This is a genomic window from Lyngbya sp. PCC 8106 (assembly GCF_000169095.1).
GTDB lineage: Bacteria > Cyanobacteriota > Cyanobacteriia > Cyanobacteriales > Microcoleaceae > Capilliphycus.
The window spans coordinates 63759-76881 of sequence record NZ_AAVU01000027.1; the positions used below are offsets into that span (position 1 = coordinate 63759).

The window sequence follows — 13123 nt, forward strand, 5'->3', positions numbered from 1 at the left end:
ATAAACTGAAAGTTTTATCGAATGTTAAAGAAAGTATTAATCAAATTTTATTGGTATGTTTTGTACTTTGTCAAGCTTAGACTTGATTTCAGGATTTAAGACAATTTAGACTAACCTGGTTACACAACAACCAACTCAAACAAAACCCATAGAGTAGAGAGACTATCCTCGAAAAGACTGATTTAGCTCTAAAATACCCTTTTTAAATTGTCGAGTTTCCTCTAAAGCCGGATTGATCCCAAACCAACGACCATCACCATCACGATATTCAAAGACAAACATACTTCGGAGTAAAGTTTGACATTCTTCTTCTCCCCGAACGTGTTGATGATTGACGACTTGTACCAGCAATTTCCACTCATCTTCAGTAATTGCACCTAAGAGATCATCACGATATTCCCGAATTACATTGTCGAGACAATCGCGAGTAAAAGGTGGATCAGCTTGTTGTAGACAGCTATACATCAACATGAGTAACCGTCGCATATGACCCCCACTAATCCGACATAAGCGATCTAGAGTTTCTGGAGTGTCGAATAATTCTGGAATTAACTCAGGGCGTTGTTCAGCCGGAATCTTCGGAAAAGCCCTCGCTAAAACCATTTCTCGCAACATTTCCATTCCCTGAGAGTAATCTTCACCTTGACGAGTTTTAACCGGAATCATCGGGAGAACTTTGGGTTTAACCCCAAATCGACTGGATAATCTTCCATAATCGTTAGAGAACATTAAAGTCAGAGGAATGGTATAAACCACATGACAATTGAGTCGTTTGAGTTGTTCGCCCCGATCAACAAACAGATATTCGGGTTGAGTTCGCCCCCAAGGTTTAGGAGAGTTATCCACCCGATCGAGGTTATCGATAATCACAACTAAGCCTTTTTTTCCTTGTGCTTTTAATGCAGTGTTAGCGCGTTCAAGGAGTTCTTTATTGATTGCATCGAGAATACTACTGACTCGCGGTTCGAGATATTGTCTGAGTTGAGAGCGTAATTTGGGGGAATCTTTGGTGCGAGCGCTTAATTTAGCAAATCCAACTGACAGTTCTGCTTCTCCCGCGAGTTCTAAGGGAGTTTGCAAAAAGTCTGAAATTTCCGAGAACAGGTTGCCAAAGTATCCAGCTTTGATCCGAATTTGAGCGCCTTCGAGATTTTCACTGACTTGATGAGCGATCGCGAGTAAAATATCACTAATATCGACATCAGCCATGTCTAAATCTTGGGAAGACTCAAAATAAACGACATGGTATCCTTGGTGTTCTAAGGTATCCTTAAGTCGAAATAGTTCAGTCGATTTGCCACAACCGATGTGTCCTGAAAAAAGTTGGCAAGTCGGTTCATCCCCAGAAAGTAGCGTAATGGTGCGGCAGAGTTCTCGAACCAAATCGCTACCTCGAACTGAGGAAAAATCGATATAATACTGCCGATCCTCAGGATTTGCCATATCAATGGTTTTACTCGGATTGCAGGCTTTGTAAAATTGGATTAAATCTAAGCTCACCACAGCGGACTCTCTTGTGTGACAATTCTTTACCCAAAGTATAGATTGACACTTGGCTCAGTGGGGTGTGGACTCAAACAGAACAGGAGAGTCGGACAGACTAGGTGATATTACTGAAGGGCGAACCCCACTGGTGGTATTAATTGATATACCCTCGTCAGTCGTTAGCAGTTGCAGTCCAAATCTGAATATTGAGCGAATCAATCCCTAAATGATTGATCCCCAATCTTTTCTCCGCTCATTATATAAATGTGAACCAGCCCAACCGTCGCGACAAGAGAGACTTATGACGAATATTGTATCTGTTTCTTCTAACGAGTTAGGAAATCGGCGTCAGCAATTGCGTCGTCACCGTCGTCTACGCTTAGTACAAATTATTTGGCAAGCTCTAGCTGTGAGTGGTTTAACTGGGGGTGTCTTTTGGGCTGTTAACCAGCCGATTTGGTTGATTAATCAGCCTGAACAAGTCACCGTTGAAGGTAATCAATTACTCTCTGATCGACGAATTCGCGCTCTACTTCCCTTATCCTATCCTCAATCTTTGTGGGAAATTCAACCCCAAGCGTTAGCAAAGACTTTAGAATCTCAAGGCCAAATTGCCAAAGCCAGCGTCAGCCGACAGTTGTTTCCCCCTCAGTTAACCATAAAAATCCAAGAACGACGTCCAGTGGCGATCGCTCAACCGAGTCCGACTTTAACTCGACGTTCAGATGCCTCGCAAGTGGGTTGGCTTGACGCCAATGGGGGTTGGATTCCGTTAGAAAGCTATGCTAAGTTAGAGCGATCCCGACAGTTGCCCAGTTTGAAGGTGATTGGCAACCCAGAGCAGTACCGTCCGCATTGGAAACAAATGTATGAAACCTTGAGTCGCTCTCCAGTGATGGTTTCTGAGATTAACTGGCAAAATCCAGCCAATTTAATGATCACTACCGAAATTGGAGTTGTACATCTCGGTGCTTATAGTCCTTTGTTTACTCAACAGCTTCGCGTTTTGGATCAGATGAGAAATTTACCGCAACAAGTCGATTTAGCCTTAGTGGATTATATTGATTTACAAAATCCCGATCACCCAGTCATTCAGATGTTGCCAGAACCCTAAAACTTTGCTATTGTGCCGACTATCGCGATCAAGATACCTAAACCCCTCGCCTGATTGTGCTTGTCGCGCTCTGGTTCAAGTCCGTTGGGTAAACTGATTGCATCTTGAATTCCTCTTGGTTTAGATCGCAACTTACTTTATAGTTGAGTTTGAGTTGCGTCCTTTATTGAAACGTTATTCACTACCCCTATCGATTAAAATGGATTCTAAGAGTAACCTGGGGTCTACCCAAAGGAATAATAATAATAATGAGCAAGCTGATCAGAAAGCCAATCTCTGGTTAGCTGCCGAGTCAGCAAATCCATTCCGCAAAAACGAGCGTATGGTAAACCCCAATAACGAAAGTAATTCTATGCCTCACGAAGAGTCTTGGAGTACGGATATTATACCAAGTAACGCAGCGAAGATTAAAGTCATTGGTGTGGGCGGCAGTGGGGGAAATGCGGTCAATCGCATGATTGAGAGCGAGGTATCGGGTGTAGAGTTTTGGGCGGTCAATACAGATGCCCAAGCCTTGGCTCAGTCAAAAGCACTGAAACGTTTACAAGTCGGACAAAAGTTAACCCGAGGACTAGGAGCGGGCGGTAATCCGGCGATTGGACAAAAAGCCGCAGAAGAATCTCGTGACGAAATTGCCCATTCTTTAGAAGGGGCGGATTTAGTGTTTATTACAGCCGGATTAGGCGGGGGAACTGGAACAGGGGGCGCTCCGGTTGTGGCTGAAGTTGCCAAAGAAGTGGGTGCATTAACAATTGGTGTGGTGACACGACCTTTTACCTTTGAGGGGCGACGACGCATTTCTCAAGCCGATGAAGGGGTAGCTGCTTTACAAAGTCGGGTTGATACGTTGATTATTATTCCCAACAATAAGCTGTTGTCGGTGATTAACGAACAAACGCCTGTTCAGGAAGCCTTTCGCTATGCCGATGATGTCTTGCGTCAGGGTGTACAAGGGATCTCTGATATTATTACTATTCCTGGCTTAGTGAATGTTGACTTTGCTGATGTTCGGGCGGTGATGGCAGATGCGGGTTCAGCTTTGCTCGGTATTGGTTTGGGTTCGGGTAAATCAAGGGCTAGAGAAGCGGCAATGGGAGCGATTTCGTCTCCGTTACTAGAATCTTCTATTGATGGGGCAAAAGGGGTTGTCTTTAATATTACAGGTGGAACTGATTTGACGCTCCATGAGGTGAATGCGGCAGCCGAGACGATTTATGAAGTGGTTGATCCCAATGCCAATATTATCTTTGGGGCGGTGATTGATGAACGGCTACAGGGAGAAATTAAAATTACGGTGATTGCAACTGGATTTTCAGGTGAAAAACAACAAAGCATTTCCAGCACCCGAGAAACAACACCCCAACCCCGAAATGCACCGTCGTCACCTTCACCTCTAAGCCAACAACCGTCGAAAGAGCCGGACGTACAACCCCAACAGCCGGGACTTGATATTCCAGACTTCCTCAGACAACGACGCCCTCGACGTTAGTCGAGTCAGTATTCGCTAAGATGGCTTCACAATCTATGATTCCAGTCGCTCTCACCATTGCCGGCTCAGATAGTGGCGGGGGTGCAGGCATTCAAGCCGATTTGCGAACCTTTGCCTTTCATTGCGTTCACGGCACCAGTGCTTTAACTTGTGTTACGGCTCAAAATACTTTGGGGGTTAATCGAGTCGATGCCCTCTCACCCCAAGCCGTCGCTGACCAAATTACGGCGGTTGCTGAAGATATTGGGGTACAAGCGACGAAGACGGGAATGTTGCTCAACTCCGAGATTATTCAACAGGTTGTCACGCAGGTTGAGCAGTGGCATCTACAGCCGTTAGTGGTTGATCCGGTCATGGTTTCCCGGACAGGAGCGCAATTAATTGATGATCAGGCGATTACGGCTTTGCGGGAAACTCTATTTCCCCATGCAACGGTGATTACACCCAATCGCTACGAGGCTGAAATTCTCACGGGATTGAAAATACAAACCCTTGATCAGATGTATACTGCCGCTCAACAGATTTATGATCAACTGGGAGTCAAAGCGGTTTTGGTGAAGGGAGGAAGTTTAGAAGCGTCTTTGCGAGGAACAGATGTGTGGTTTGATGGCAAACAGCTTCAGACTCTACAAACTGAACTCGTCAAAACTTCTCATACTCATGGTACTGGTTGTACGCTTTCAGCCGCGATCACGGCTAACCTTGCCAAAGGACAAGATCTATTTACCGCTATCCAAGGCGCAAAAACTTACGTCACCCAAGCCCTTCAATTTTCCTTGAGTATTGGTCAGGGTCAAGGCCCGGTCGGACATTTTTTTCCGCTTCTCTCCCCGAGCCAATCTTGACTCTAATTCCATCACGCGAAATCGGTAAATTTATCTAGCCGATCTTTGACCCGAGGGTGAAGGATGCTTTTGTTGCCAGTAATACGGATGAGAGGGTAATTCCTTTGTGGTTTCCACTTCTGCTGTATTACTGCGAATGGCATTTTCAGCCATCACGTCCTCTTTTTCTTGAAATAGAGGAGTGGTACTTCGTAGGGGATCACGCTGCACGGCGGCTAACGCTTGACGAACTGCCGTTTTGATTTTAACTTGATATTCGTCTCTGGCGCATTTTTGTTGATGCAGCCACCCTTCGCGGCTAGAGGCATAGAGAGTTGGCAGACGGTTAAGCGCGTAGGTTTCAACTTCAGAACGCTGAATGTACTGCGTTAACCGAGGAGACAAAAGAGCCATTTGACTTCTGACTTCTTCAGCCACCAAGTCTTCCATGATGTTGTGGTATTTTCTGCGTTGCTTCACTGACATAGTAGTCACCGAAAACCTTAGTGTATTGAGTATTTTGACTGAATTGGTGCTGATCTTGCCCTGTCGTCCACACATCAACTGTGGATGATCTCCTTGACATCCTCCCAACGCCAACATTCTTTATGGCGTGGGATTCCCAAATATCGCTATTTGAGTTTCTGCGTCTTCCCGAGCGGGGCGAGCGCACCTGCCCTCCGAGAGTTATTCCCTTCAGGTCTTAAAGTCGCTCCACAGACTATCCCCGCAAGTCCTGCGGTTAGAGACGTGTCGAAATCCCAACTGGAATTCTCTTTAACTGTTGATTCAAGGGATGTTTATGCCCGCCCTGTCATCTTTCCCCGGTCTACCAATTTGTCTGCGCCGCCAGTGTAACTGGACGCGCGCTCGCTCATGGCTGTCTGAATCCATTGTCTCGGGTGGGTCAGTGACCACTTGTATTGTACCAGAAATCCCTGTGCGGCATTCCTCCCAACTCCAACGTCCCTATCGTCGTGGGTCTCCTGCCGCCGGAAGATGAACCTTTAGCGAGTCGGTCATAAGGCAGTCTCGATCAACTCCTCTATTTCATTCACCTGAACCTCCTCGGCTAAATAACCAATTCCACGATGCAGATGAAGACGAAGTTGTTCTGCGAGAGTTTGTCTATCTGTGCCTAAGCCGTCTTGACAACACCGATACTTCAAGGCGGCTATAAAGACATCAGACAGTTCACCACTAAAGACTCGCCAAGTCATTTCAATACCCTGATCAGCAGATAATGAAACTGAAGAAGGTACAGTAGACTCTACAAGTGATAGACAAAAAGCCCAACGACAAAGAATATTCCACTGCTCAATCTTCGTTGTTCGCTTCAGCTTAATGAGCTGTTCTTTCGCTTCAGAGGAAAGACGAACTCGATCAACGGGTGGCTCCATAAGTTCCTATGGTGAGTAAAATCTCTACAGACCAGGAATTTACTGAAACCTGTTTGATCTCTATTATACAACGATTAAGTGTTTTGTCGGTAGACAGATACGTTGTTTTTGACTCGAACATCTATCATAAGACTGAGATGTTCAAATTTTTATCTAAAGTTTGTTAAAAAATTAACATTCTGTTCTGACAACTTTACGTTTAAATACCCAGATGGTAGTTGTCAGCTTAACTGGTTTCCGTTAATTTGCGGAGGTACAAGTGTAGCTTAACTCAGGCTATCATAAAGCATAGCCATCGATGGGTCAAGTCAATCGCTAGAATTTTATCATTTTTCTCTTTCAACTCCTGAATCCAAATCAATCCTCTCTCCTACAACAGTCTCAAAAATGCTAGAACTTCATTGTCATACCACTTACTCCGATGGTACACTTGCCCCAAGCGAACTCGTCGCTTCAGCAATTCAAGCCGGAGTCAAAGCGCTCGCCATCACCGATCACGATACTCTTTCGGGTTGGGAAGAAGCCTTTGCTGCTGCTGCTGACTTTGATCTGGAAATTGTTCCTGGAGTTGAACTCTCTACGGTTTACAACGAGCGTTCTTTACATATTTTGGGATTTTATCCTAATAAAAATAAACTCTATTCTCCCCTCAAAGAACGGTTAGAAGGACGAAAAAGACGCGCTCAATTAATTATTAATAAACTCGCCGAATTAGGTTATCCGGTTGAACTTCCTCATCTGGGAGAAGGAATTGCACCTTCTCGTCCTCATATTGCTACAGCTTTGGTCAAAGCCGGCTATATTAAATCTTCCAAAGAAGCCTTTGAAAAATGGCTAGGAGATGATAAACCTGCCTTTGTTCAATATGAAAAATTTTCTACCGCAGAAGGTATTCAACTCTTACTCAATTGTGAAGCAATTCCGGTTTGGGCGCATCCTTATTTATTTCGAGGGGGTGAAGTTGAAACCGTGTTAAAAGATTTAGTTTCAGACGGATTATTAGGGATTGAAGTCTATCATCCTAGTCATACTCCTAAACAAATTGATCATTTAGAATCATTATGTGCTGACTATGGTTTATTAAAAACAGGTGGAAGTGACTTTCATAGTCCCAATTCTGAAACCCGTCTCAACCAACTTCATTTACCTCTAGAGTTGCTAGACTCTCTCAAAAAAGTTAGAAATCATGCCCGCTTAACTACAAACTGATTTAAAAAAGTTTGCCGATTTTTTGACTCAGACGAAAGCCCAAAAAACAGAATAATCTGTAACAATTATAGTGTTAGTTTCTTTTTGACTCTCCCCTATGACTTATCATGTGATTTACGATGGTAACTGCAATTTGTGTGTCACCTTAGTACAGCTTTTAGAGAACTTAGATCAAGGTCAAAAGTTTCAATATATTCCCATGCAAAATGAAGCTGAACTCAACCGCTTTGGGATTACATCAACCGACTGTGAACAGGGGATGATTTTAATTGATGATAACAACCCTCAGCGTCGTTGGCAAGGCAGTGATGCCGCCGAAGAAATTGGGAATTTATTACCCGCAGGCAATCTATTTGTGAGTGCGTATCGAGCATTACCAGGGTTAAAATGGACAGGCGATCGCATTTATGAACAAGTCCGCGACAACCGTTATCAGTGGTTTGGTCAGCGTTCTAGTACCTACAATTCAGCTTACCCCAGTTGTGAGAGTTGTCAAAAAAATTAGGGGTTGCGCGATCGCCATCCTTGAGTGTATAATACTGGTCATCAGTTAGCACTATTGTGGGCTGCTGTCTCACCGTCCGGAAAATTTCTGTATTGCTGGTATAGGTGTGTCAATTGGTTGTTACGTCAGGTCAGCCGAAAGCTTAGATTGCAAGTTAGCTAAAAGCTTTAATCTTCTGCAAAACCTAGTTTTTAAGGTCTGACTTAGCGTTACTACCAGTTTACATACACATACTTACGGATACATATTGCGGGTCGTGAGACATTAGCTGACATTTTGATGTAAAGTGTTCTGGCTTTGAATTTATCAGTTTCAAATGGAAATGCTATATCTAAGTTTTAGATAGTATTCCTTTGAAGCAACCTTGATGATGACTTCTATTTTGGGTGCAAAGAAGTCATTAATTTTCGAGAAGTTCATAACAGAATACTTCGTTAGTGCTAGGTGAGTTAACCCGAAATAACTTCACTGAGACTAAAGCTATGAATACCCACAAATATCAGTCGAAAAACTCACAAGAGTTAAAAGCAATTTTTTGGGATTATGAAAATGTACCTCAATTTAATATCGCCTCAGATTTGTTAAAATTTTCTCATCAGCGAGGAAATGTTGGGGCTTCAAATGCTTACAGTTGTAACTTGGATAAAAAGGCTAAAAATCACTTACAAAAGCAAGGTTTCGAGTGTATTCAGGTAGAAAACCCTAATAAAAAAAATAAAAATGCAGTTGATTTTCAAATCGCCATAGACTGTTTTAAGCCAATCAAAACTAATTCTTACCCAGATGAGATCATTTTAGTGACAGGAGATTGTTATAGTCTGATTGTACAGGAAAACTTGAAGTCAGAAAACAGAAAATTAATTGTATTTGCACGGAGGGGAAGTGATTGTCACTCTTTAAAGAAAGAGGTTGATGAATTTTACTACATAGATGAACTTCCTAAGTTAGTGATAAATTGGGGTGCGGAAACTCTCCCAACAGACTCTTACATTAGTTATGAAGAAGCGGTAAAATGTTTGATAGAAGCTATTCAAACTGCGAGCAAAAGCGGCAAATCAACAACCATCGGTTTAATTGCTAAATTAATGTGTAATAATTCCAAATTTCCCAACTATAAAAATGTTTCATCAATCCGAAAACCAGATGGTAGTAAATTTTCAAAGTTTACTAAATTTATTGATCGGGTGATAGAGAAAGGAATAATCAGAAAAATCAATCAGGAGATCATTTTAGTTGATGAAATGAAACCGAATTAATCCTCTAAAGATATTGGCTGTACTAAAAATCCTCACTTTGTTGCGTAGAATCATCACCAGATGATAAACTTACCAGGGTGAGGAAACCCAAAACGTTATTTTTGATGTTCGCTTTTGAACGAGATAAAGATATAAAAAATGGATAAACTTCCAACCATTAAAGATGAAAAACTCCGCTTACGTGCTTTAACCCATCGTTCCTATGTCAACGAACACCCTGGAGACGGAAAAAATAACGAGCGCTTAGAATTCTTGGGAGATGCAGTCTTAGGCTTTTTGGTGGGGGAGTTACTTTATACTTATTATCCAGAAGAACTAAGTGAAGCCAAAATGACTCGTTTACGAGCCGCATTAGTTGATGAACAACAACTGGGAAAATTTGCGGCGCAACTCGGAATTGGTGAAATTATGCGACTGGGTAAAGGTGCGATCAAAGATGGAGGATATCAAAACCCGGCTTTGCTGAGTGATACCTTTGAAGCCTATATTGGAGCTTATTATTTAGATGCAGGAATAGAGAAAGTTAGAGAATTTATTACTCCTCTATTCACCAAAGTTGCTAATGAAATTCTGGGAATGCACACTGAAGAAAAAAATTCTGAACATTTAATTGATTCAAAAAATCGATTTCAGCAATGGGCGCTAGCCGAATTTGGAGAAAATCCTAAGTATTTTATTATTGATCAATCTGGCCCCGATCATGCCAAAGAGTTTATCGCAGAAGTGCGCGTCAAAGATCAAGTGTATGGTTTAGGACAAGGACGTCGTAAACAAGACGCTCAAAAAAAAGCCGCAGAAGCAGCTTTAAAGAAATTGGGAATTTTAGACAGTGAATCGTGAACCGTAAGTCGTAAAATAGTCGTGAGTGAGAGTTTGTGTGAGACTCAACTCCTAAGCTCGCAGAGCTAACTTAGTGATGGGTTGAGTTTCTTCGATCAGATATTCGAGGAACGTCTGAGCAACGACAGAAAGATGTTTACCCCCGAGATAAACAACATACCAGCGCCGCTTAATGGGAAAATGTTGGATATCTAAAATCGTTAATTCTTTGGATAGACTCTCCAAAACTAGAGTGTGTTTAGAGAGGACAGAAATTCCTAAGCCGCCTGCGATCGCGTGTTTGATCGCTTCATTACTACCGAGTTCTAGGCGAACCTTAACCTTAACCTTATGTTTTTCCAACAACTGTTGTACAGCTTGTCGAGTCCCAGAACCCGGTTCTCGCATGATGAACGCTTCACCCCGAAGTTGTTTGATCGAGACATTTTTCTGTTGAGCAAGGGGATGATCATGTCGGGCGACAACAACTAAAGGATTATCCAAAAAAGGTTTTGTACAAAGATCAAGATCCTCTGGAGGTTGACTCAATATATAAAGATCATCTTGATTATCCTGCATTCGTCGAGTTATTTCTTGGTGGTTGTTCACCTGAAGTGAAACATCAATACCGGGATACTTTTGGCAAAACGAACCCAGAAGTCGAGGAACAAAATATTTAGCCGTTGTCACGACTGCGAGGCGAAGTTGTCCTTGCTTCATCCCTTTTAAGTCTGCCACTTTCATTTCAAAGTTGTCTAGTTGTTCAAAAATGTTGTGACAGGTTGTAGATAACTCCCGGCCCGCTGCTGTGAGATAGAGTTGCTTACCAATTTGCTCAAATAACGGTAAACCGACGGCTTGACTGAGTTGCTTGACTTGGCTAGAAACTGTGGGCTGAGTGATATACAACTCTTCAGCCGCTTTGGTAAAGCTACCGTGACGAGCCACAGTTTCAAAGACTCGTAACTGATGTAGGGTTGCCTGGATCAAGAACTCCTCCTTTTTATGAGTATGGGTTGGAATTGCTATGAGTAAATGAAATTTGAAAAGGTTGCGTTCTATTTCGATTTTAATGGTATGCTAACCATAGATTTTAGTCAATCAATATTAGGATTCAGATAGACCCTTATCTATTTAAGCATTCACTCAGATTTCACAAACCCATGCAAATTACCAGGATTACAAATCAAATTCATTTCAGGAATCTACAAGGTGACATTTTTGGAGGAGTTACTGCCGCAGTTATTGCCCTACCGATGGCTCTCGCTTTCGGGGTCGCTTCCGGTGCGCCAAATGGAGCCGCAGTAGGTCTTTGGGGTGCTGTTTTGGTGGGTTTCTTTGCCGCTTTATTTGGAGGAACACCCACTTTAATTTCCGAACCGACAGGCCCGATGACGGTTGTATTCACGGCTGTCGTGGCTCGGTCACTCGCATCTGCCCCTGACGAACAAACGGGAATGGCAATGGCATTTACGGTTGTCATGCTGGCTGGGGTATTTCAGCTTGTGTTTGGGACACTCAAACTGGGTAAATACATTACCCTGATGCCCTACACCGTCATTTCCGGGTTTATGTCGGGTATCGGGATGATCCTAATCATTCTTCAGATTGGGCCGATGCTTGGACAAGCTAGCCCGAAAGGTGGAGTATTGGGAACCCTACAAAACATCCCCAACCTGATTAGCAATATCAATCCCATAGAAACCGTATTGGGTGTGCTGACAATTGGGATTATCTTCTTCATGCCCCAGAAATTAAAGAAGATTGTTCCCCCTCAATTAATTGCTTTAATTGCAGGAACTTTAATTTCTCTAATGGTCTTCCCGAACGTAGATATTCGTCGCATCGGTGAAATTCCGATGGGCTTACCTGAAATACATCTGCCCGTTTTCTCCCTCGGACAAATTAACTCGATGTTGATTGATGCTTTAGTTCTGGGGATGCTCGGTTGTATTGACTCTCTACTAACATCTGTAATTGCTGATAGTTTAACTCAAACTCAACACAATTCTGATAAAGAACTTATTGGTCAAGGAATTGGAAACCTCATCTCTGGAATCTGTGGCGGTTTACCGGGTGCAGGGGCAACAATGGGAACTGTTGTAAATATCCAAGCTGGGGGTCGCACTGCTGTTTCCGGTTTAACTCGCGCTTTGATTTTACTGGTAATTGTCCTGGCTGCTGCTCCTCTAACCCAAAACATTCCAATGGCAGTTTTGGCTGGTATCGCCCTGAAAGTGGGTATCGATATTATCGACTGGAAGTTCCTCAAACGCGCTCACAGACTTTCCTGGAAAGCGGCTGCCATCATGTATGGTGTGGTACTGTTAACAGTCTTCTACGACTTAATTGTCGCGGTTGGTGTTGGAGTATTCATTGCCAATATGCTCACCATCAAACGTTTAGCTGATATCCAAGCTGAACAGGTGAAAGCTATTGACACACCCAACGATGAAGTGATGTCTAATGAAGAAGCCAAACAGTTAATGAAACAAGCCAATGGTCGGATTCTTTTACTCGACCTCGGTGGCCCAATGAGCTTTGGTGCAGCAAAAGCAATTACTCAGCGTCAAACCATTTTAGATAACTATCAAGCCCTAATTATCGACTTAAATCACGTTCCTCTGTTGGGTGTAACTGCAACCCTGGCGCTGGAAAAAATGATCGATAGCGCTTATAACAAATCCATTGATATCTATATTGTCGGTGGTGAAGACAAAGTTAAAACTCGTCTACAACGCTTCAATATTTTGGATCGTTTACCCCAACAAAATCGAGTCGCAACCCGAGTTGCTGCTCTGCGCCGTGCTTTAGCTAGCATCAACGGTGAAGTCATTGAAAACAATGAAGTCATTGAACCTGAAAGCCATGATGAAGGAATCAATGGCTATCAAGTCGGCCCTAGTGATGCGGCTACATTGCAAAAATCTTGATTGTCTAGCCCCGGTTTGTAACTCCGTTTTCTCCCTCTGATCGGGGCTTTTTCCTAATCGACTTGAGATCGATCTCAACTCTGGGGACA

The 13123-nt window shown here is 43.0% G+C and carries 12 protein-coding genes; 8 read left to right on the forward strand and 4 right to left on the reverse strand.

The features are described from left to right. Positions 1-162: 162 nt before the first annotated feature. The gene (locus tag L8106_RS17860) at positions 163-1503 is read right to left on the reverse strand and encodes a P-loop NTPase fold protein (protein ID WP_009785796.1); all 1341 of its coding nucleotides are present in this window, start codon (positions 1501-1503) and stop codon (positions 163-165) included. Between the two features lie 283 nt (positions 1504-1786). On the opposite strand from L8106_RS17860, the gene L8106_RS17865 reads away from it, so the two are divergent. The 3 genes from L8106_RS17865 (at position 1787) to thiD (ending at position 4933) form a co-directional block, all read left to right on the forward strand. Further along, positions 1787-2599: a cell division protein FtsQ/DivIB gene (locus tag L8106_RS17865; RefSeq protein ID WP_039896619.1), complete on the forward strand. Its 813-nt coding sequence runs from the start codon at positions 1787-1789 to the stop codon at positions 2597-2599. A gap of 199 nt (positions 2600-2798) precedes the next feature. After that, positions 2799-4088, forward strand: coding sequence for a cell division protein FtsZ (gene ftsZ, locus L8106_RS17870; RefSeq protein ID WP_009785798.1), 1290 nt, complete (start codon positions 2799-2801; stop codon positions 4086-4088). 20 nt (positions 4089-4108) lie between these two features. Continuing rightward, the gene (gene thiD / locus L8106_RS17875; protein ID WP_009785799.1) at positions 4109-4933 is read left to right on the forward strand and encodes a bifunctional hydroxymethylpyrimidine kinase/phosphomethylpyrimidine kinase; all 825 of its coding nucleotides are present in this window, start codon (positions 4109-4111) and stop codon (positions 4931-4933) included. A gap of 30 nt (positions 4934-4963) precedes the next feature. Here the strand turns inward: thiD and L8106_RS17880 are convergent, their stop codons facing one another. Both L8106_RS17880 and dndE read right to left on the reverse strand, forming a co-directional pair. Continuing rightward, positions 4964-5398 carry a late competence development ComFB family protein gene (locus tag L8106_RS17880; protein ID WP_156803736.1) on the reverse strand — a complete coding sequence of 145 codons (435 nt, stop codon included), beginning with the start codon at positions 5396-5398 and terminating at the stop codon, positions 4964-4966. Between the two features lie 533 nt (positions 5399-5931). Further along, positions 5932-6312: a DNA sulfur modification protein DndE gene (gene dndE / locus L8106_RS17885; protein ID WP_009785801.1), complete on the reverse strand. Its 381-nt coding sequence runs from the start codon at positions 6310-6312 to the stop codon at positions 5932-5934. A 387-nt stretch (positions 6313-6699) separates the two neighbouring features. On the opposite strand from dndE, the gene L8106_RS17890 reads away from it, so the two are divergent. From L8106_RS17890 to rnc, 4 genes are all read left to right on the forward strand, one after another. Further along, positions 6700-7521 carry a PHP domain-containing protein gene (locus L8106_RS17890; protein ID WP_009785802.1) on the forward strand — a complete coding sequence of 274 codons (822 nt, stop codon included), beginning with the start codon at positions 6700-6702 and terminating at the stop codon, positions 7519-7521. A 97-nt stretch (positions 7522-7618) separates the two neighbouring features. Then, positions 7619-8026 carry a thiol-disulfide oxidoreductase DCC family protein gene (locus L8106_RS17895; protein ID WP_009785803.1) on the forward strand — a complete coding sequence of 136 codons (408 nt, stop codon included), beginning with the start codon at positions 7619-7621 and terminating at the stop codon, positions 8024-8026. Between the two features lie 482 nt (positions 8027-8508). Then, entirely contained in the window at positions 8509-9282 is a 774-nt protein-coding gene (locus L8106_RS17900; protein WP_009785804.1) for an NYN domain-containing protein, read from the forward strand. Between the two features lie 138 nt (positions 9283-9420). Continuing rightward, entirely contained in the window at positions 9421-10122 is a 702-nt protein-coding gene (rnc, locus tag L8106_RS17905; protein ID WP_009785805.1) for a ribonuclease III, read from the forward strand. A gap of 51 nt (positions 10123-10173) precedes the next feature. Here rnc and L8106_RS17910 read toward each other — a convergent pair whose 3' ends face one another. Continuing rightward, positions 10174-11091: a LysR family transcriptional regulator gene (locus L8106_RS17910; RefSeq protein WP_009785806.1), complete on the reverse strand. Its 918-nt coding sequence runs from the start codon at positions 11089-11091 to the stop codon at positions 10174-10176. A gap of 173 nt (positions 11092-11264) precedes the next feature. Here L8106_RS17910 and L8106_RS17915 point away from each other — a divergent pair, with 173 nt between their 5' ends. Further along, positions 11265-13034: a SulP family inorganic anion transporter gene (locus L8106_RS17915; RefSeq protein WP_009785807.1), complete on the forward strand. Its 1770-nt coding sequence runs from the start codon at positions 11265-11267 to the stop codon at positions 13032-13034. Positions 13035-13123 lie beyond the last annotated feature (89 nt).

Bases quoted from the DNA above. Each gene is read 5' to 3' on its own strand.
- L8106_RS17865 (WP_039896619.1), top strand. From the start codon at position 1,787: ATGACGAATATTGTATCTGTTTCTTCTAACGAGTTAGGAAATCGGCGT.
- L8106_RS17890 (WP_009785802.1), top strand. From the start codon at position 6,700: ATGCTAGAACTTCATTGTCATACCACTTACTCCGATGGTACACTTGCC.
- L8106_RS17900 (WP_009785804.1), top strand. From the start codon at position 8,509: ATGAATACCCACAAATATCAGTCGAAAAACTCACAAGAGTTAAAAGCA.
- dndE (WP_009785801.1), bottom strand. From the start codon at position 6,312: ATGGAGCCACCCGTTGATCGAGTTCGTCTTTCCTCTGAAGCGAAAGAA.
- thiD (WP_009785799.1), top strand. From the start codon at position 4,109: ATGGCTTCACAATCTATGATTCCAGTCGCTCTCACCATTGCCGGCTCA.
- ftsZ (WP_009785798.1), top strand. From the start codon at position 2,799: ATGGATTCTAAGAGTAACCTGGGGTCTACCCAAAGGAATAATAATAAT.
- L8106_RS17915 (WP_009785807.1), top strand. From the start codon at position 11,265: ATGCAAATTACCAGGATTACAAATCAAATTCATTTCAGGAATCTACAA.
- L8106_RS17880 (WP_156803736.1), bottom strand. From the start codon at position 5,398: ATGTCAGTGAAGCAACGCAGAAAATACCACAACATCATGGAAGACTTG.
- rnc (WP_009785805.1), top strand. From the start codon at position 9,421: ATGGATAAACTTCCAACCATTAAAGATGAAAAACTCCGCTTACGTGCT.
- L8106_RS17895 (WP_009785803.1), top strand. From the start codon at position 7,619: ATGACTTATCATGTGATTTACGATGGTAACTGCAATTTGTGTGTCACC.